This is a genomic window from Salibaculum sp. (genome assembly GCF_035270045.1).
GTDB lineage: Bacteria > Pseudomonadota > Alphaproteobacteria > Rhodobacterales > Rhodobacteraceae > Salibaculum.
This window is the reverse complement of the sequence record NZ_DATFIP010000038.1, coordinates 1-19,301: the sequence shown is the minus strand read 5'-3', so window position 1 is coordinate 19,301 and position 19,301 is coordinate 1. Positions and strand designations below refer to the sequence as shown.

At 66.4% G+C, this 19,301-nt stretch carries 17 protein-coding genes and 1 tRNA gene; 8 read left to right on the top strand and 10 right to left on the bottom strand.

Annotated elements, in window-relative coordinates:
• From VJ897_RS06270 to fabI, 4 genes are all read right to left on the bottom strand, one after another.
• The gene (locus tag VJ897_RS06270; protein ID WP_324054281.1) at positions 1 to 1,851 is read right to left on the bottom strand and encodes a peptidyl-prolyl cis-trans isomerase; all 1,851 of its coding nucleotides are present in this window, start codon (positions 1,849 to 1,851) and stop codon (positions 1 to 3) included.
• A gap of 69 nt (positions 1,852 to 1,920) precedes the next feature.
• Positions 1,921 to 3,096, bottom strand: a complete 1,176-nt coding sequence (locus VJ897_RS06265) for an aminotransferase (protein WP_324054279.1) — start codon at positions 3,094 to 3,096, stop codon at positions 1,921 to 1,923.
• A complete protein-coding gene (gene gpt / locus VJ897_RS06260) occupies positions 3,093 to 3,614 on the bottom strand; it encodes a xanthine phosphoribosyltransferase (RefSeq protein ID WP_324054277.1) in 522 nt (173 codons plus the stop codon). Before gpt ends, VJ897_RS06265 begins: the two co-directional genes overlap by 4 nt.
• A 3-nt stretch (positions 3,615 to 3,617) precedes the next feature.
• Positions 3,618 to 4,424 (bottom strand): enoyl-ACP reductase FabI, encoded by an 807-nt coding sequence (gene fabI, locus VJ897_RS06255; RefSeq protein ID WP_324054275.1) that lies wholly within the window; start codon positions 4,422 to 4,424, stop codon positions 3,618 to 3,620.
• A 152-nt stretch (positions 4,425 to 4,576) separates the two neighbouring features.
• Here fabI and pdxH point away from each other — a divergent pair, with 152 nt between their 5' ends.
• The 5 genes from pdxH to VJ897_RS06230 all read left to right on the top strand — a co-directional run bounded on the left by pdxH (position 4,577) and on the right by VJ897_RS06230 (position 10,669).
• Positions 4,577 to 5,179, top strand: a complete 603-nt coding sequence (gene pdxH, locus VJ897_RS06250) for a pyridoxamine 5'-phosphate oxidase (protein ID WP_324054273.1) — start codon at positions 4,577 to 4,579, stop codon at positions 5,177 to 5,179.
• A gap of 143 nt (positions 5,180 to 5,322) precedes the next feature.
• Positions 5,323 to 5,859 carry a cold-shock protein gene (locus VJ897_RS06245; RefSeq protein ID WP_324054271.1) on the top strand — a complete coding sequence of 179 codons (537 nt, stop codon included), beginning with the start codon at positions 5,323 to 5,325 and terminating at the stop codon, positions 5,857 to 5,859.
• A 47-nt stretch (positions 5,860 to 5,906) separates the two neighbouring features.
• Complete coding sequence (locus tag VJ897_RS06240; RefSeq protein WP_414706684.1) at positions 5,907 to 6,362, top strand: DUF192 domain-containing protein; 456 nt, start codon at positions 5,907 to 5,909, stop codon at positions 6,360 to 6,362.
• A 45-nt stretch (positions 6,363 to 6,407) separates the two neighbouring features.
• Positions 6,408 to 6,484: transfer RNA gene (locus tag VJ897_RS06235), tRNA-Pro, on the top strand.
• 516 nt (positions 6,485 to 7,000) lie between these two features.
• Positions 7,001 to 10,669 carry a vitamin B12-dependent ribonucleotide reductase gene (locus tag VJ897_RS06230; RefSeq protein ID WP_324054269.1) on the top strand — a complete coding sequence of 1,223 codons (3,669 nt, stop codon included), beginning with the start codon at positions 7,001 to 7,003 and terminating at the stop codon, positions 10,667 to 10,669.
• Positions 10,670 to 11,267: 598 nt separating this feature from the next.
• On the opposite strand, the gene VJ897_RS06225 is transcribed toward VJ897_RS06230, so the two are convergent.
• The gene (locus tag VJ897_RS06225) at positions 11,268 to 11,699 is read right to left on the bottom strand and encodes a cupin domain-containing protein (RefSeq protein ID WP_324054267.1); all 432 of its coding nucleotides are present in this window, start codon (positions 11,697 to 11,699) and stop codon (positions 11,268 to 11,270) included.
• A gap of 187 nt (positions 11,700 to 11,886) precedes the next feature.
• Between VJ897_RS06225 and VJ897_RS06220 the strand changes: the two genes are divergently transcribed.
• Positions 11,887 to 12,156 carry a glycine zipper 2TM domain-containing protein gene (locus VJ897_RS06220; protein WP_324054265.1) on the top strand — a complete coding sequence of 90 codons (270 nt, stop codon included), beginning with the start codon at positions 11,887 to 11,889 and terminating at the stop codon, positions 12,154 to 12,156.
• 44 nt (positions 12,157 to 12,200) lie between these two features.
• Here the strand turns inward: VJ897_RS06220 and eno are convergent, their stop codons facing one another.
• The 5 genes from eno to tyrS all read right to left on the bottom strand — a co-directional run bounded on the left by eno (position 12,201) and on the right by tyrS (position 17,146).
• Positions 12,201 to 13,475 (bottom strand): phosphopyruvate hydratase, encoded by a 1,275-nt coding sequence (gene eno / locus VJ897_RS06215; protein WP_324054263.1) that lies wholly within the window; start codon positions 13,473 to 13,475, stop codon positions 12,201 to 12,203.
• A 49-nt stretch (positions 13,476 to 13,524) separates the two neighbouring features.
• Positions 13,525 to 14,415, bottom strand: a complete 891-nt coding sequence (locus tag VJ897_RS06210; protein WP_324054262.1) for a DMT family transporter — start codon at positions 14,413 to 14,415, stop codon at positions 13,525 to 13,527.
• Positions 14,415 to 15,296 (bottom strand): DMT family transporter, encoded by an 882-nt coding sequence (locus tag VJ897_RS06205; protein WP_324054260.1) that lies wholly within the window; start codon positions 15,294 to 15,296, stop codon positions 14,415 to 14,417. Before VJ897_RS06205 ends, VJ897_RS06210 begins: the two co-directional genes overlap by 1 nt.
• Positions 15,293 to 15,715 (bottom strand): Fur family transcriptional regulator, encoded by a 423-nt coding sequence (locus VJ897_RS06200; RefSeq protein ID WP_324054258.1) that lies wholly within the window; start codon positions 15,713 to 15,715, stop codon positions 15,293 to 15,295. Before VJ897_RS06200 ends, VJ897_RS06205 begins: the two co-directional genes overlap by 4 nt.
• Before the next feature lie 171 nt (positions 15,716 to 15,886).
• Positions 15,887 to 17,146: a tyrosine--tRNA ligase gene (tyrS, locus tag VJ897_RS06195; RefSeq protein ID WP_324054257.1), complete on the bottom strand. Its 1,260-nt coding sequence runs from the start codon at positions 17,144 to 17,146 to the stop codon at positions 15,887 to 15,889.
• A 62-nt stretch (positions 17,147 to 17,208) separates the two neighbouring features.
• Here tyrS and VJ897_RS06190 point away from each other — a divergent pair, with 62 nt between their 5' ends.
• Both VJ897_RS06190 and cysS read left to right on the top strand, forming a co-directional pair.
• Complete coding sequence (locus tag VJ897_RS06190) at positions 17,209 to 18,312, top strand: anhydro-N-acetylmuramic acid kinase (RefSeq protein WP_324054256.1); 1,104 nt, start codon at positions 17,209 to 17,211, stop codon at positions 18,310 to 18,312.
• 185 nt (positions 18,313 to 18,497) lie between these two features.
• A partial coding sequence (cysS, locus tag VJ897_RS06185) for a cysteine--tRNA ligase (protein WP_324054255.1) occupies positions 18,498 to 19,301 on the top strand: 804 nt, incomplete at its 3' end.

Below are 19,301 nucleotides of genomic sequence, written 5' to 3'. Positions count from 1 at the left end.
TTACTGGAAATTCGCATGAACCGCGTTGATCGCGGCCTGGTCGATGACGACCTCTGTTTCGGCCTGCACCGCCTGGCTGAAGACGGTGAAAATATCCAGCGCCATGCCCTGGCCCGCGCGGTCGGCGACGGCCTCGGCCTGGGCCGTGACCGCAGGGTCGTCCTGGCCGGGCTGCGTTATGGCGTCGAGCCGGGCCACGATGACACCCTGCTGCGCGTCAACCACCAGGGTTTCTCCGGGCGCGTCCAGTTCGAACAGGCGCGTCATGAAGCCCGGCGGCGTGCCGTTGAGGAAACTGCGCCGGGTCAGGCCGCGTTCCGCGATGGCTCCGTCCAGGCCCACCTGCGTGAATTCGGTCTCCGTGTCGATGTCCTCGGCGATCTCCTCGGCCCGGGCGCGGAGCTGGCGACGCGTTTCGGCGGCGCGCCAGTCCTCGGCCACCTCGGCGCGGACAGCATCGAAGGGTTGCAGCTCGGGCGGGCGCACCTCGTTGACCCGAACGGCGAACAACCCGCCGCCTTCCAGTTCGTGCAACTCGGGAAAAGTGCCAAGGTCCAGCCCCGCGACAACCTCCCGGAAGCCGGCGTAAGCGGCAACGCCGTCGCGGACTTGCGGGGTCCAGGCCATGTCGCCCAGTTGCATGTCGGTCTGCTCGGCCAGATCCGCCAGCCGGGCGCCGCCGGCCAGCAGGTCAGTGATGGGTTCGATCTGGTCCTCGATCACACGGCGGGCGCGGGCGGCGGCCCGGTCCTCGCGCAGGCGCGGGCGGGCCTCGTCGAAAGTGGTTTCCTGCGCGGCCAGCACGGCATTGACGCGGAACAGCGCGGGGCCCAGCGGGCTGGGTTGCGGCCCGACGACATCGCCGGTCTCGGCGTCGAAGACCGCCCTGCCGGCCTGGCTCAACGAGTCCCGGGACACGTCGCCCAAGTCCACGTCTGCCAGGTCCAGCCCGCGTTCGGCCACCAGCGCCTCGAAATCGGTATCACCCGCCTCTATCCGGTCCAGCGCCTCCTGGGCCGCCTCGCGGGTGCCGAAACTCAGCCGCTCGACAAGGCGCCGCTCGGGCTGGACGAACTCGTCGAGGCGGTCTTCGTAGGCCTGGCGCAACTCGGCCTCGTCCACCGTGATCTGCTCCTGGATCATGTCGGGCGTGAGCCAGGCATAGGTCAGCATCCGGGTCTCGGGGGCGGTGTAGGCTTCGGGGTTGGCCTCGTAATGGGCGCGCAAGTCCGCGTCGGTCGGGTCGGGCAGGGAGGCTTGCAGGTCCTGCGGCGTCAGGGTGTCCCAGGTGAAATCGCGTTCTTCGCCGATGTAGGCGGCGACGGTCTTGGCATAGACCTCGGGGCTGGGAAGCCCGCTGATCACGGCGCCCTGCAACAGGGCGCGGGCGCTGTCGTCGCGGATGCGGGATTCGTATTGTTCCTCGGTCAGCCCGTTGTCGCGCAGCACGGCGCGGTATTGCTCGCGGTCGAAATTGCCGTCCGGCCCCGCGAAGGCGAGGGTGTCGAGGACCTCGCGCCGCACGCTCTCGTCCCCGACGGAGACACCCAACTGGCGCATCTCGTTGTCCAGAACCCGCGACCGGATCACCTGTTGCAGCGCCTGGTCGGGCACGCCGCGTTCGCGTGCCTGGGCAAAGGACAAGGGCTCGTCCGCCTGCGCCGAGAGCGACTGGATACGGCCCTGCAATTCCTGGCTGTAGGCACTGACCGGCACCTCTAGCGCGCCCACGGTGCCGATGGAACTGACCCGGCCGGTCAGCCCCGTGGCCCCGAAACCGACCATGCCGAACATCAGCAAGCCGATCACGATCCAGACGAAGGGGCGGTTCTTCTTGCTGCCGTCAGCCATGGTGCCGTCTGCCTGTTGTTGTGGCGTGTCCCGCCTCAATAGGGCCGGGCGCAGAGCGGTGCAAGCGGATCAGGCGGGGCTGTAGGCGGCAAGCCTATCAAGGAGCGTCGAAATGCCCACCTTGTCGATATTGGCGAAGGCCACGCGCAACTCCCGCGCTCCTGCCGGATCATCGGCGGGCCGGAACATGGTCCCGGGCAGCAGCAGGATGCCCGCCGCCTCGACAAGTCTTGGTGCCAGAATGTCCGACGGGATGTCGAAGGGATGCTCGAGATAGGCGAAATAGGCGCCGCAGCCCAGCAGCCGCCAGCCCTGCGCCCCGAGCCGCGGAAAGGTATCGGAGATGGCGCCGCGGCGGGCAAGGATCTCGGCCCGTTCCCCGGCCAGCCAGTCGCCCAGATGCCGCATTCCCCACAACGCGGCGCGCTGGCCAAGCTGGTTGGGGCAGATGGTGACCGTATCGAGGAATTTCTCGGCCTGCGCCAGCCGCGCCGGCGCTGCCACCATGGCCCCGACCCTGTGACCGGTCAGACGATAGGCCTTGGAAAAGGAATAGAGCTGGATCAGCGTATCCTCCCAGTTACGGGAGAAAAGGTCATGGGGGGCGCCCGCGCGGCTGTCGAAGTCTCGGTAGGTCTCGTCCACGATCAGCGCCAGGCCACGATCGCGGGCCAGCTCGAAAAAGGCGCGCAGTGTCTCGGCGGGGTATTCCACGCCGCCGGGGTTGTTGGGGCTGACCAGAACGATGGCGCGGGTGCGCGGGGTGATCCGGGCCGCCGCCGCGCCTGCGTCGGGGATCAACCCGTCGCCCGTGGGCAGCGGCACCATGCGCACCCCGGCCATGTCCAGCCACATGACGTGGTTGAAATAGAAGGGCACCGGGACGATCACTTCGTCGCCCTCACCGCAAAGCGTGGCAATGGCGGCGGTAAAGGCCTGGTTGCAACCGCTGGTGATGGCCACGTTGTCGGGCGCAACCGGGCCGCCGTACGCGCGGGTCCAGTGGCGGGCGACCTCCTCGCGCAGGGCGGGCAGGCCCAGCACGGGGCCATAAAGATGGCTGCCCGGGTCCTCGACCACGAGGCGGGCCATTTCGCGGCGCAGCTCGGGTGGGGGCGGCGCCACCGGGGCGGCCTGGCTGACATTTATCAGGGGGCGGTCATCGGGAAAGGCGACGCCCTCGATCCAGCGCCGCGCCGCCATCACCGGCGGGGAAAAGGTGGCGTCGGTGCGCGCCGCGCTCAATCGCGGCCCCGGTAGGGCTCGACGTATTGCAGCGCCATGTCCCAGGGAAAGAAGATCCAGGTGTCCTGGCTGACCCCGGTGATGAAGGTCTCGACCTGCGGCTCGCCCTGGGGCTTGGCATAGACGGTGGCGAAATGCGCCTTTGGATACATTTCGCGGACCAGCTCCAGCGTCTTGCCGGTATCGACCAGGTCATCGACGATCAGCACGCCCTCGCCGTCGCCCATCATCGCGGCATCGGGGCTTTTCAGAACCTGCGCCTCGCGGCGCTGGTCGGCCTTGCCGCCGCCCGAAAGGTAGGATTTGACCGAGATCGTGTCGACGGTGCGGATGTCCAGTTCGCGGGCCACGATCATCGCCGGGGCCATGCCGCCGCGGGTGATCGCCACCACCGCCCGCCAGGCGCCGTTGTCGGGGCCGTATCCGTCGAGCCGCCAGGCCAGCGCCCGGCTGTCGCGGTGCAACTGGTCCCAGCTGACGTGAAATCCCTTCTCGTGGGGCAGGCGGTTGTCGACCATGGCTCAGCCCTTCTCGATGTCGGGGGCGTCGACCGCCTTCATGCCGACCACGTGGTAGCCCGCGTCCACATGGTGCACCTCGCCGGTCACGCCCGCACCAAGGTCGCTGAGCAGGTAGAGCGCGGACCCGCCGACCTCGTCGATGGTGACATTCTTGCGCAGGGGCGAGTTCAACTCGTTCCACTTGAGGATATAGCGGAAATCGCCGATGCCGCTCGCCGCGAGCGTCTTGATCGGTCCGGCGGAAATGGCATTCACGCGGATGCCGTCCTTGCCAAGGTCCTCGGCCATGTAGCGCACGCTGGCCTCGAGCGCGGCCTTGGCCACGCCCATCACGTTGTAATGCGGCATCACCTGTTCGGCGCCATAGTAGGTCATGGTCAGGGCGCTGCCGCCGTCGGTCATCATCTTCTCGGCACGCTGCATGACGGCGGTAAAGGAGTAGACCGAGATATCCATGGACATGGCGAAATTCCGGCGGCTCGTATCGACGTAGCGGCCACGCAACTCGCCCTTGTCGGAAAAGCCGATCGCATGAACAACGAAATCCAGGCTGTCCCAGTGCTCTCGCAGGCCGTCAAAGAGCGCGTCGATGGACTCCTCGTCGCCAACATCGCAAGGCAGCACGATGTCCGAACCCAGCTCGGCGGCAAGCGGGCCGACACGCTTTTTCAGGGCCTCGCCCTGGTAGGAAAACGCCAGGTCCGCCCCGGCGCCGGCCAGCGCCTTCGCTATGCCCCAGGCGATGGACTTGTCATTGGCCAGCCCCATGACAAGTCCGCGCTTTCCTTGCATCAAATTCGACGTCATCCTTTACTCCCGCCGCATCGGCCTTTGGTTGGCTTGGTGTAAGCCAAGCGTCACACCGCATCAAGCCGCCTTTGCCGCTGCCCGCGCCGTGCTATGTTGCGCGCAAGGCAGACCAACACCCGGCAGGCCGGGCAAACCAGCAGGAGACCAAGATGAGCGACCGCACAGGCATATTTGCGGGCGACGATCCCTTCGAGATCGCCCGGCGCTGGCTGGCCGAGGCCGAGCAGACCGAGGTCAACGACCCCAACGCCATGGCCCTGGCCACGACAGACGCGGAGGGGATGCCGAACGCGCGCATGGTCCTGCTCAAGGAGATCGAGGCCGACGCCTTCGTCTTTTACACCAATTACGGGTCGGCAAAGGCTTCCGAGATCGAGGCGACGGGCACGGCGGCCTTCGTCATCCACTGGAAAAGCCTGCGCCGCCAGATCCGCGTGCGTGGCACGGTCATCCGCGAGGCGGGCGAGAAGGCCGATGCCTATTACCGCAGCCGCAGCCTCAAGAGCCGACTCGGGGCCTGGGCCTCGCGCCAGTCCGCGCCGCTGTCCTCGCGCAGCCGGCTGATGGCCGACGTGGCGCGGATCACCGCCGAGAAGGGCACAGACCCGGAAAGGCCGCCGTTCTGGGGTGGCTACCGCATCGCTCCTGTGCAAATCGAGTTTTGGGCAGATGGGGCTTTTCGCCTTCACGATCGGTTTCAATGGACCCGCGACACAGAGAAAAAGTGGTTTGTTCAAAGGCTTAATCCTTGACGTTAAATGGTATTCGCGCGTTACAATACTTTTGTCGCACAAATTAGACAAAAGATCAGGCTTGAAACTCCATGGATTAGGATGCAATTGATCCCTTGTAATCCCGTCGAGAATGGGGTCCGGCGGGCCGGGAACCGAGATTTATGACTGATGAAAACACCGAGGGGCGCCTGTGTCGGGGCCATGTAAAGTGGTTCGATCCGGGCAAGGGGTTCGGCTTCGTCGTATGCGACGACGGCGGGCCCGACATCCTTCTTCATGCCAACGTGCTGCGCAATTTCGGACAGAGTTCGGTCGCCGACGGGGCCGAGATCGAACTCGTCGTGCTCGAGACGGAGCGCGGCCTGCAGGCGTCTGAAGTGCGCGACATCACGGTACCAGATGCCATTATCGGCGGCGGGCTGACAGATTTCGCCGAGATGAGCGCCGAGGAACTGGCCGCCGCGCCCATGCATCCGGCCCGGGTCAAGTGGTTCGACAAGGTCAAGGGCTTCGGTTTTGCCAACATTTTCGGGGTCGAGGAAGACGTCTTTGTCCATATCGAGATCTTGCGCCGCTCGGGGCTTGCTGATCTGATCCCCGGCGAAGCCATCGGGGTCCGCACTGTCGAAGGCGCGCGCGGTCTCATGGCGACGGAGGTTCTGCCATGGGAAGCTGGTCTGCGCGAAGACACCGACTGAAGGGTGGCCCGGGACATCGAGCGCCCGGATACCGAAGACTGACGGCAGTGCTGACGCTCTGCCTGTCGCTGGTGGCGACGATGACGGCAGCGCAGTGCGCGCGGGACGCGGTCACCCTGCGGGGCGACTGGGGACAGGCGCGCTTCTCCGTCGAGGTCGCGGATACCGCCGCGACCCGTGCGCGCGGTTTGATGTACGTCGAAGAGATGCCGGCCTTGTCAGGGATGCTGTTCGTCTATCCAGATCCACGGCCAGTCAGCTTCTGGATGCGCAACACGCTGATCCCGCTGGACATGCTCTTCTTCGATGCGACCGGCCGCCTGACCCGGCTGCATCCGATGGCGCGCCCGCGTGACGAAACCGCGATTCCGGGCGGGCAGGCTGTGCAGTTCGTGCTCGAGATCAACGGCGGCATGGCCGCGCGGTTGGGAATCGCCGAGGGCGACGTGATGCGCCACCCTGCCATCGGATCCGACGCCGCCTGGTCCTGTCCCGCCGATTAGGGCTTTTCAAGCGCGCGCGGGGCAAGTAGATCGGTCGCCGTGGTCCGGGGCGTGGCGCAGTCTGGTAGCGCACCTGTTTTGGGTACAGGGGGTCGTGAGTTCGAATCTCGCCGCCCCGACCACTTTCCGCACCGCCCGCCGGACCGGTCGCGTGGCGCTTCGGTGACACTCCTCTCCGTCGGTGGGAACAGTGACCGTCCTGCGCGGTGCTTAGCGCGGTTTGTGAGCTTCCCGTGACAGGGTGCTGAGGGCGCGGCGGAATTTTTCCGGCCCGGGCGTTAACCCTTTTGTGCACAAGCCGGTGGAGGAATCGCACCCATCCTCATGGCGCGCGCCGGTCAAGCTGAAAATCCTGCATTTTGTGCTAAAATGAAGTTGACCCCCCAGGTATAGATTTGCCATCTTGTGCGAGCCGGACGAAAGCCCACAACATGTAGTGTCATGACGGGGCAGGACGGCAGGGACAGACACCCAAGGCACAGGCGGGGCGCCGGCAGGCGGCCCATAATCGCGGCCACCACCCTGGTGGGCAGCGGCAGCGGTGTTTCGGCCTGCGTCCGGCACGAAGCGAGCCATTCCGGCTCAGGGCATCACGGGCGGTCGCAACGACGACCGCGAACAAGAGGCACGAGGGAAAAATGAAGATCGAACGCAGCTTTACGAAGGCCGGGCAGGACGCTTACGCGGATATCGAATTCAAGACCACCACGTCGGAAATCCGCAATCCCGACGGCACCACCGTCTTCAAACTCGAGAACTGCGAGATCCCCGCCAGCTGGAGCCAGGTCGCCAGCGACGTGATCGCCCAGAAGTATTTCCGCAAGGCTGGCGTGCCGGACAAGTTGAAGCGGGTCCGGGAAAAGGGCGTGCCGGACTTCCTGTGGCGCGCCGAAGCGGCCCAGGGCGCCGCGCGCACCGGCGAGACCAGCGCCAAGCAGGTCTTCGACCGCATGGCCGGCGCCTGGACCTACTGGGGCTGGAAGGGCGGCTATTTTTCCAGCGAAGAGGATGCCCGGGCCTATTTCGACGAGATGCGCTACATGTTGGCCACCCAGCGGGCCGCCCCGAACTCGCCCCAGTGGTTCAACACCGGGCTGCACTGGGCCTATGGCATCGACGGCCCGGGCCAGGGGCACCACTACGTGGATTACCGCACCGGCGAGCTGACCGCCTCGCAGAGCGCCTATGAACACCCGCAGCCGCATGCCTGCTTCATCCAGGGGTGTTCCGACGACCTCGTGAACGATGGCGGCATCATGGATCTGTGGGTGCGCGAGGCGCGGCTGTTCAAGTACGGCTCGGGCACCGGGACCAACTTCAGCCACCTGCGCGCCGAGGGCGAGTCGCTTTCTGGCGGCGGCAAATCCAGCGGTTTGATGGGCTTTCTCAAGATCGGCGACCGTGCCGCGGGCGCCATCAAGTCCGGCGGGACCACGCGCCGGGCCGCCAAGATGGTGATCGTGGACGCCGACCATCCGGATATTGAGGAGTTCATCGACTGGAAGGTGCTGGAGGAGCAGAAGGTCGCCAGCATCGTTGCCGGCTCCAAGATGCACGAGGCCCGGCTCAACGAGATCTTCGCCGCCATCAAGGCCTGGGACGGCACGGCCGAGGACGCCTGTGACCCGAAGACCAACGCCGGGCTCAAGGCCGCCATCCGCGAGGCCAAGAAGGTCGCCATTCCCGAAACCTACGTCAAGCGCGTGCTGGACTATGCCAAGCAGGGCTATGACAGCATCGAGTTCCCGACCTACGACACCGACTGGGACAGCGAGGCCTACAACTCGGTTTCGGGCCAGAATTCCAACAACTCGATCCGTGTGACGGATGACTTCCTCAAGGCCGTGCGCGAAGATGCCGACTGGGAGCTGATCAACCGCACCGACGGCGAGGTCGCCCGCACCGTCAAGGCCCGTGACCTGTGGGAAAAGGTCGGTCACGCCGCCTGGGCCTGTGCCGATCCGGGCATCCAGTATCACGACACGGTCAATGCCTGGCACACCTGCCCCGAGGACGGGGCGATCCGCGGCTCGAACCCCTGTTCGGAATACATGTTCCTGGACGACACGGCCTGCAACCTGGCCTCGATGAACCTGCTGACCTTCTACCAGGACGGGCAGTTCCAGGCCGAGGACTACATGCACGCCACGCGCCTCTGGACCCTGACGCTGGAAATCTCGGTGATGATGGCGCAGTTCCCGTCCAAGGAAATCGCGCAGCTGTCCTATGACTTCCGCACCCTTGGCCTGGGCTATGCCAACATCGGCGGCCTGCTGATGAACATGGGGCTGGGCTATGACAGCGACGAGGGCCGCGCGCTGGCCGGCGCCCTTACCGCGATCATGACCGGTGTGTCCTATGCCACCAGCGCCGAGATCGCCGGCGAACTGGGCGCCTTCACCCGGTTCGACAAGAACCGCGACCACATGTTGCGCGTGATCCGCAACCACCGCAACGCCGCCTATGGCGCGGCCGAAGGCTATGAAGGCCTGGAGGTCAAGCCGGTCGCGCTGGATCACGCAAACTGTCCCGACAGCCGCCTCGTCGACCTGGCCATGACGGCCTGGGACGAAGCGCTGACCCTGGGTGAGAAGAACGGCTATCGCAATGCGCAGGCCACGGTGATCGCGCCGACGGGCACGATCGGGCTGGTCATGGACTGCGACACCACCGGGATCGAACCCGACTTCGCGCTGGTCAAGTTCAAGAAGCTGGCCGGTGGCGGCTACTTCAAGATCATCAACCAGTCGGTTCCGGCGGCGCTGGAAAAGCTGGGCTACGGCGCCACCGAGATCGAGGAGATCGTCGCCTACGCCGTGGGCCACGGCACCCTTGGCAATGCGCCGGGCATCAACCACACCGCGCTGATCGGCCACGGTTTCGGCGAGGCCGAGATCGCCAAGATCGAGGCGGCCCTGCCGAGTGCCTTCGACATCCGCTTCGTCTTCAACCAGTGGACGCTGGGCGAGGAGTTCTGCAAGAAGACCCTGGGCATCCCGGCCGAGCGGCTCAATGATCCGACCTTCGACCTGCTGGGGCACCTGGGCTTCAACAAGGCCGATATCGAGGCCGCCAACGACCACGTCTGCGGGACCATGACGCTGGAAGGCGCGCCCTTCCTGCGCGAAGAGCACTACCACGTCTTCGACTGCGCCAACCCCTGCGGCAAGAAGGGCAGCCGGTTCCTTGGCGTCAACAGCCATATCGACATGATGGCAGCGGCCCAGAGCTTCATCTCGGGGGCGATTTCCAAGACGATCAACATGCCCAATGATGCCACCATCGAGGACTGCCAGGCGGCCTATGAGCGCAGCTGGTCCATGGGGGTGAAGGCCAACGCGCTCTACCGCGACGGCTCCAAGCTCAGCCAGCCGCTGGCCGCCGCCCTGGTCGAGGATGACGAAGAGGCGCAGGAAACCCTCGAAAGCGGCTCGGCCCGGGAAAAGGCCACGGTGCTGGCCGAAAAGGTGATCGAGAAGGTCGTCGTCAAGGAAATCGTCCGCAACCACCGCGAGAAGATGCCCGAACGACGCAAGGGTTACACCCAGAAGGCCATCGTCGGCGGGCACAAGGTCTACCTGCGCACGGGCGAATACGAGGACGGCAACCTGGGCGAGATCTTCATCGACATGCACAAGGAAGGTGCCGGGTTCCGCGCGATGATGAACAACTTCGCCATCGCCGTGTCCGTGGGCCTGCAATACGGCGTGCCGCTGGAGGAGTTCGTCGATGCCTTCACCTTCACCAAGTTCGAACCGGCGGGCATGGTGCAGGGCAACGACAGCATCAAGAACGCGACCTCGATCCTCGACTACATCTTCCGCGAGCTCGCGGTCAGCTATCTCGATCGCACCGACCTGGCCCATGTGAAGCCCGAAGGCGCGTCCTTCGACAGCCTCGGCCGGGGCGAGGAAGAGGGCGTCTCCAACATCAAGGAGATGTCGGAGAGCGCCAGTTCGCGCAGCCTGGAGGTGCTCAAGCAGATCAGTTCGACCGGCTACCTGCGCAAGCGCGTCCCGCAGGACCTGGTGGTCCTGCAGGGCGGGGCAGGCTCCGTGGCGCTGAACGGCGGCGATGGGATGCAATCCGCGCTGGACACCGTGATGCCCGTCGTCGCCAGTGGGGGCGGCATGGCCCAGGCCACGGGCGGCGGCTCGGCCTCGGTCTCGGGACTGACGGCCCGCGACAAGGCCAAGATGCAGGGCTACGAGGGCGAGGCTTGCGGTGATTGCGGCAACTACACGCTGGTGCGCAACGGCACCTGCATGAAATGCAACACCTGCGGCGGAACCAGCGGGTGTAGCTGATAAGACGGGCGGGACGGGTCCGAGCGGCCCGCCCCGCCCGGGGGCGCCGCAAGGCGCACCAAGGAGCACGGCGCGGGTGCGCTCGCGCTGCCGACGTCCAGGCCGCAGGCAGAAACCGGGCGGTACAAACAGTGAGCCTGGACGGCGAAACTCAGACGGGGGCTTCGGTCCCCGTTTTTCTGTCTCAATCGGGCTGCACCTGCGGACTCCGCAGATTGGCGCGGCCAATCCGCTCTGTCCTTGGACGGTGAATGCGGGGCATTCCCCGGGGACGGCGAAACTTGAGCGGGGGCTTCGGCCCCCGTTTCTTCGTCTCGGGCACCGCCCGAGCCGACCGAGAAGGGGCGCTGCCCCTCTTGGCCTGACGGCCAATTCACCCCGGGATATTTCCGGTCCAAAGAAGGCGCGTAACGCTTTCTTGAATGGAATCGGAACTCTTGTATGAGCGGTACAGGCGGGGACGCCGATGGCCGTGTCCGGAGAAAGCTCCGGGCCCCGGCAAGGCACCTGGTGACCTTTGCCGGGGCCTTTCCTTGGATCCCGAATATCCCGGGGGGAGTCCCGCCTGGCGGGACGGGCGCAGCGCCCCCTTCTTGGTCTAGAGGATGTCGAATCCGGGCGGCGCCAGATCGAACCCTTCGAACCGGAACCCCGGGCTGACGGTGCAACTGACCAGCGTCCAGGCGCCGGTGCTGCGCGCGGCCTGCCACCAGTGCGGCGGCACGATCAACTGGGGCGCCTCTTGTGCGGCCAGGTCGGGGCCGAGGCGATGGTCGGTCCTCGGGCCTGCATCGGTTTCCGCCATGGACAGCACCAGCGGCGCCCCGGCGTGGAAATGCCAGATCTCGGTGGCGTCCACCCTGTGCCAGTGGCTGGTCTCCCCGTCTTGCAGCAGGAAGTGGATGCAGGTTCCCGCCGGGCGGTCGGGCTGGTCCGCGACACGTTCGGCCGCCACCCAGGTTTCACGGTAATGCCCGCCTTCTGGGTGCGGGGCGAGGCCCAGGCGGGTGATGATCTCGTCAGCGGTCATTGCAGGGCTCCGGTCAGGACTGGCGGACACAACCTGGCATGATCCTGCCGATGGTGCAGCCCCCGGTCGGCAGGATTCTGCGGGGCCAAGGGCAAGCTGCCGCTACCTGTCGCCGCACCCCGGGTCGCGCTGAGATGGTCAATGCGAGGCGCCGTGATCCGGCGTGTCAAAAACCAAGGAGATTGCAATGAGATCGCTGATCCTCGCCCTGTTCGGGCTGTCCGTCCTGACCGCTTGCGAGAGCCTGACCGCCGAACAGCGCACCGTGGCCGGGCTTGCCGGGGGCGCCGCCGCCGGGTTGATCGCGGCGGACGTGCTGCAGGCCGACGACGACTGGCGCCTGATCGCGGCGCTTGGCGGGGCCGCCGCCGGGACCGTCGTGGCGCAGAACCAGAATGGCCAATCCTGCGCCTATGCCCGCGGCGACGGAACCTATTACACCGCGCCCTGCCCGTAAGGGCCCACCGCTTCCGGTGTCCCCTCCGGGACACCGGGCAGATCCTACTTCAGGATCGACCGGCCCGCATAGGTGGCGGCCTCGCCCAGGTATTCCTCGATACGGATCAGCTGGTTGTACTTGGCCAGCCGGTCCGAGCGGGCCAGAGAGCCGGTCTTGATCTGGCCGCAGTTGGTCGCCACGGCCAGGTCGGCGATGGTCGCATCCTCGGTCTCGCCCGAGCGGTGCGACATCACGTTGGTCATCCCCGCGCGGTGGGCCATCTCGACCGCCTGAAGCGTCTCGGTCAGGCTGCCGATCTGGTTGACCTTGACCAGCATGGAGTTGCCCGCGCCTTTCTCGATGCCGGTGGCCAGCCGGTCGGGATTGGTCACGAACAGGTCATCGCCCACAAGTTGCACCTTGTCGCCGATCGCCCGGGTCAGGGCGACCCAGCCCTCCCAGTCATCCTCGGACATGCCATCCTCGATCGAGATGATGGGATAGTCCCTGACCAGCGCCTCCAGGTAGGCGACGTTTTCCTCGGATGTCAGGGTTTGTCCTTCCCCCGCAAAGACATACTTGCCGTCCTTGAAGTATTCCGTGGCGGCGCAATCCAGCGCCAGTACGATATCCTCGCCCGGTGTGTAGCCGGCCTTCGCGATGGATTTCAGGATGAAATCGAGCGCCTCTCGGGTGCTGCCGAGCTCCGGGGCAAAGCCCCCCTCGTCGCCAAGCCCGGTGGACATGCCCGCGGCCACCAGTTCCTTCTTGAGGGTGTGGAACACCTCCGAGCCCATGCGCACGGCGTCGCGGATATTGTCCGCGCTGACCGGCATGATCATGAATTCCTGGATGTCGATCGGGTTGTCGGCGTGTTCGCCGCCGTTGATGATGTTCATCATCGGCACCGGCAGGACGCGGGCCGAGGTGCCGCCGACATAGCGGAACAGCGGCTGCATGGAAAAGTCGGCAGCGGCCTTGGCCACCGCGAGGGACACGCCGAGGATGGCATTGGCCCCGAGCCGGCCCTTGTTGTCGGTGCCGTCCAGTTCGATCATGGCACTGTCGATGGCCACCTGCTCGGTGGCGTCGAAACCAAGAAGGGTCTCGGCGATCTCGCCGTTGACGGCCTCGACCGCTTCCAGCACGCCCTTGCCCATGTAGCGGGCCTTGTCGTTGTCGCGGCGCTCGACGGCCTCGTAGGCCCCGGTGGAGGCGCCCGAGGGCACGGCGGCGCGGCCCATGGTGCCGTCCTCGAGGGTCACGTCGACCTCGACGGTGGGATTGCCCCGGCTGTCGAGGATTTCGCGGGCGTGGATGTCGATGATGGTGCTCATGGGGTATCCTTTGGCGTTGTTAGCGCAAACAGGGCGTCTCTCGCCGCTGCTATAACGGCTTGGCGGCCCCGAGGGAAGCCCGGCGCAACCGGCGTTCCCGGATCAGGGTATAAAGCCCCGCGGCAATAACCACGGCCACCCCGATCAGGGTCAGGGCGTCGGGCTGTTCTCTGAACACCAGCCAACCGATGGCCAGGGCAAAGACCATGCGCGCATAGCGGAAGGAAGAGATCACGGCGGCATCCCCCGCACGGGTCGCCGCGATGATCGCCAGGTAGGCCACCATGCCGATGACGACACAGACGCTCAGCAGCGCCGCCTCGCGCAGCGTCGGCAGCAACACGCTCTGCCCCTGCACCGTGACCAGCAACAGTCCGGTGGGCACGAGGCCGAGGAAGGCCATGATCGACAGGTGCGGACCGGTTATGGTCGAGTTCATCGCCCTGGTCAGCAGGTCGCGCCCCGCAAGCCCCAGCATCCCGGCCACGGCCAGAAGGACCAGCGGGTCGAAATCCGCGCTGCCGGGCCGCAGGATCAACAGGATCCCGGCGAATCCGACCCCGATGGCCGTCCAGCGGCGCCAGCCCACTGGCTGGCCCAGGAAAAGCGCCGCGCCCAGGGCCACCATCAGCGGCGTCGCCTGGATCACCGCCGAGGCCAGGGTCAGCGGGATCAGCGTCAGGGAGGTGACGAAGAAGGCGGTGCCAAGTGCCTCGCAGCCCGTGCGCATCAGCACCCGGGGTTCCAGTTGCGCGCGCACAAAGAGCCTCTGGCCACGCAGGGCCAGCCAGGCGAGAAACAGCACCGCGCCCGCCAGCCCCAGCAGGGCGATGATCTGCCCGGCCGGCAGGCGCGCGGCCACGGTCTTGATAAGGGCGTCCTCGATGGCGAAGCCCAGCATCGACAGTGTCATGAAGGCGGCGCCGCGCAGGTTCTCCATCAGCCGGTCGCGCCCGTTGCGGGGCGCTTGCGGGTCTCGCGCCACAAGGAATAAAGCCCCGTGCCCACGATCAGCGCCGCGCCGGTCAGGGTGTAGGCATCGAGCGTCTCGCCGAAGATCACGACGCCAAGGCCCAGCCCGAAGAGGATGCGACTGTAGCGGAAGGGCGCGACGAAGCCGATCTCGCCTACCCGCATCGCGGCCACCATGGCATAGATCGCCGGCATGAACAGGCCCGCGGCCCCGAAAAGATAGAGCCATGCCATGCCTTCGGGTCGTATGGGCGGTGTGTTCTGGACGATTCCGATGACGAAACCGGCGGCGATCAGCGCCAGGAAGGACCCGCAGGAGAGTTGCAGGGTATGAATGCCTTTGGCAACGCGCCGGGTGGCCAGGTCGCGGATCGACTGCGACAGCACGCCGAGAAAGACCAGCAGCGCGAAGGCGTTGAAATCCCCGCCGGTGGGGCGCAGGACGATCAGCACGCCCACCATGCCGAGGAGGATGGCCAGCCAGCGACGCCAGCCCACGGGTTCGCCCAGAAACAGTGCCGCCCCCAGGACCACCAGTAGCGGGTTGGCCTGCACGATGGTGGTAAAGAGCGACAGGTCCACCTCGGAAAGAGAAAAGACGAAACACGTGGACGCGCCGGCCTCTCCGGCCGCGCGCAGCAGGGAGGGGCCGCGGAATATCTCGGGCGGCATCGGCTTGAGGCCGCGGGCGCGCGCGGCGAGGGCAAACGCCAGCAGCCCCACGGCCCCCATCACCACGACCACCTGCGCGCGCGGCACGCTGACAGTGGCCAGCTTGATGCAGGTATCGACCAGGGCGAAACAGGCCATGGCCATGATCATCCAGAAAGCGCCGATCAGATTGTTCACTTGGCCCCGCCACGCTTGATCGGCACGCCGTAGAGTTCCAGCCTGTGTCCCTTGAGCCGGTACCCCAGCCGCCGGGCGATCCGCTCCTGCAACGCCTCGATCTCGTCGTCCACGAACTCGATAACCGCGCCGGTCTCCAGGTCGATCAGGTGGTCGTGGTGGCCCTGGTCAGCGGTCTCGTAGCGGGCGCGGCCGTCGCCGAAATCCAGTCTGTCCAGGATGCCTTCCTCCTCGAAGAGCTTGACCGTGCGATAGACCGTCGCCAGCGAGATTCGCGGGTCGGCCCGCATTGCGCGAGCGTGCAGTTCCTCGACATTTGGATGATCCTCGGCCGCGTCCAGCACGCCCGCGATGGTGCGGCGCTGGTCGGTCAGGCGCAGGCCCCGGGCCGCGCATCTTTCGAGGATGGTCTTGGACATGGACCCGATCCTTAGAAGATCGCGCCGCGCATCGCCAGCCCCGATTCCGCCCCCGTGGTTCGCGGTCTCGGGCCGGTGTTATGCCTGTGTCGCCCCCGCCAGGCTGTCGGACCGTGTGCCTCGCGACGCGCCTCGGGGCAGGGGGCGGTCCGTGCTGGACGGGGCCGTCTTCTAGCCCAGTTCGACCATGGCGTGGCGTTTCTTGCCCGCCGAAAGCTTGATTGGACTGGCAAGGTCGGTGGTGGTAATCATCCTGCCGGCATCCGTCAGCGGCGCATCGTCAAGCCGCGCGCCGTTGTCGGCGATCAGGCGCTTGGCCTCCTTGCCACTGCCCGCCAGCCCGGAGCGCACGATAAGCTGGGCCACGGAAATCCCTTCTCCGATGTCCTGCGCGGTCAGCGTCAGGGTCGGCAACTCGCTGCCGGCACCACCCTTTTCGAAGACCTCGCGCGCGGTGGCCTCGGCCGCCTCGGCCGCCTCGGGCCCGTGCAACAGGCCCGTCACTTCGTTGGCCAGGATGATCTTGGCCGCGTTGATCTCGGAGCCGCCCAGCGCGCCCAGCCGGTCGCATTCCTCCACGGGCAACTCGGTATAGAGTTTCAGGAACCTGCCCGTGTCCGCGTCGGTGGTGTTGCGCCAGAACTGCCAGAACTCATAAGGGCTCAGCATCTCGGAATTCAGCCAGATCGCGCCGCCGGCGGATTTGCCCATCTTGCGCCCGTCCGATGTCGTCAGAAGCGGCGTTGTCAGCCCGTAAATCTCGCGGTCCAGCACCCGGCGGGTCAGGTCGATGCCATTGACGATGTTGCCCCATTGATCCGAGCCACCCATCTGCAACAGGCAACCATATCGGCGGTTCAGCTCCAGAAAATCATAGGCTTGCAGGATCATGTAGTTGAATTCGAGGAACGACAGGCTTTGTTCCCGGTCCAGCCGCGATTTCACCGACTCGAAGGACAGCATCCGGTTGACCGAGAAATGCCGCCCGATGTCGCGCAGGAAGTCGAGGTAGTTCAGACCGTCCAGCCACTCGGCGTTGTTCAGCATCAATGCCGTGGTCCCCCGCGCGGCATCCGCGCCGTAGTCCAGGTACTGCGCGAAGACTGCCTGCATCCCGGCGATGTTGGCGTCGATCCGGTCGGGGGTCAGCAGCGGACGCTCGTCGGCGCGGAACGACGGATCGCCCACCTTGGTGGTGCCGCCGCCCATCAGGGTGACGGGCCTGTGCCCGGTTTTCTGGAACCAGCGCAGCAGCATGATGTTCAGCAAGTGCCCCACGTGCAGCGACTGCGCCGTCGCGTCATAGCCGATGTAGGCGGTCACCATCCCCTTGCTCAGCGCCTCGTCCAGGCCCTGGTAATCCGTGCAGTCGGCCAGGAACCCACGCTCCATGATCGTGGCCATGAAATCGGACTTGGGATGATAGGTCATGTCTTGTCCCCGCAGTGGCTTCGGCGCACTCTATAGATGGCTGTCGGACAGAGGAAAAGCGGATGTTGAAGGCGGACGTGCTTCGAGTCGCGGGGGCCATGTCCGGGACCTCGCTCGACGGGGTGGACGTGGCCGTGATCGAGACTGACGGCGAGCGGTTGATCGGGCTCGGTGAAAGCCGGTTCCGGCCCTATGGCCCGGCCCAGCAAGCGGTACTGCGCGCCGCCCTGGGCAAGTGGCCCGGCGCGGATGTCGCCCAGGCCTGCGAGATCGTCGAGACGGTCCATGCCCAGGCGCTGTCCGGGCTTGAGGGGGTCGCCCTGGTGGGGTTTCACGGCCAGACCCTTGCCCATGATCCCCGGGGGCGCGGCACGCACCAGGTCGGCGACGGCGCGGTGCTGGCCGAGGTCCTTGGCCTGCCGGTGGTCTGGGATTTCCGGTCGGCGGACGTGCGCATGGGGGGCGAGGGGGCGCCGCTGGCCCCGTTTTACCATTTCGCGCTGGCCCGCTGGCTGGGGGCCGAGGCGCCGCTGGCCATCCTGAACCTGGGCGGGGTCGGCAACCTGACATGGATCGACCCGCGCCAGCCCGGTCCCGACGCGCCGGGCGCCCTTCTGGCCTTCGACACCGGCCCGGCCAATGCCCCGATCAACGACCTGGTGCAGGCGCGGCGCGGTCTGGTCCACGACGCGGGCGGCGCGCTGGCGGCGCGCGGTACGGTTGATGACGCCACCGTCACCGCCTTCCTGTCGTCCCCCCATTTCTTCAAAATACCGCCGAAGTCCCTGGACCGGAATGACTTTCCCCACTTGTCTGAAGCCGTCGCCGGGCTGGACGATGCCGATGCCGCGGCCACGCTGACCGCCTGCGCCGCCGCGGCGGTGATCCGGGGGCTGGCCCAGTGTCCCGCACCGCCCGCCCGGGTGCTGGTCGCGGGCGGGGGGCGGCACAACGGGACGCTGATGGCGATGGTTGCCGCTGGTTGCGATTGTTCCGTCGCCCCGATCGAGGACGCGGGCCTGGACGGTGACATGATCGAGGCGCAGGCCTTCGCCTATCTTGCGGTGCGCGTGGCACGCGGCCTGTCCACCAGTTGCCCCGGCACGACGGGGGTGGCCGCGCCGGTGGGCGGCGGCACCCTGAGCCATCCGCGCGGCGGATCGTGACAGCGCCGCCACGCGGGGGCTTGCCAGACCGGGGCCGTCGCGGTTATCTCGGCGTCATGAAGAGCATTTGCATCATCTGCTGCAACATTCCCTGCTGACACCAGTCGCGCGGGCCGCTCTTTCACGTTTCCCTTGATCCAGAAAGTCGCTAAGCCCGCGGGCGAAAACCGCTGCGAGGCCGTGCCGTGACGATCGAACTCTACAACACCCGGACGAAGACCAAGGAGGTTTTCGAGCCGCTCGATCCGCAGAACGTGCGCATGTATGTCTGCGGTCCGACGGTCTATGACCGCGCGCACCTGGGCAATGCGCGGCCCGCGATCGTCTTTGACGTGCTTTTCCGGCTGTTGCGCCACGAATACGGGGCCGATCACGTGACCTACGTGCGCAATTTCACGGACGTTGATGACAAGATCAACGCGCGGGCGGCCGAGACCGGGCGCGAGATTTCCGATATCACCGCCGAGACGAGCCAGTGGTATCTCGACGACATGGCCGAGATCGGCGTGCTGGAGCCCAGCCGGATGCCCCGCGCCACGGCCTATATCGCGCAGATGGTGGCGATGATCGAGGACCTGGTCGCCAAGGGCCACGCTTATGCGGCCGAGGGGCATGTCCTGTTCGCCGTGGACAGCTGGAAGGCCGATTACGGCCGGCTGTCCGGGCGCACGGTCGACGACATGATCGCCGGCGCCCGGGTCGAGGTGGCGCCCTACAAGCGCAACCCGATGGATTTCGTGCTGTGGAAGCCCTCGCAGGCGGGCGAGCCGGGCTGGGACAGCCCCTGGGGCGTGGGGCGGCCCGGGTGGCACATCGAGTGTTCCGCCATGGCCAAGGCCCTGCTGGGCGAGGTCTTCGACATCCACGGCGGGGGCAACGACCTGATGTTCCCCCACCACGAGAACGAGATCGCCCAAAGCTGCTGCGCGAACGACACCGAGGAAATGGCCCGCGTCTGGATGCACAACGAGATGCTGCAGGTCGAGGGC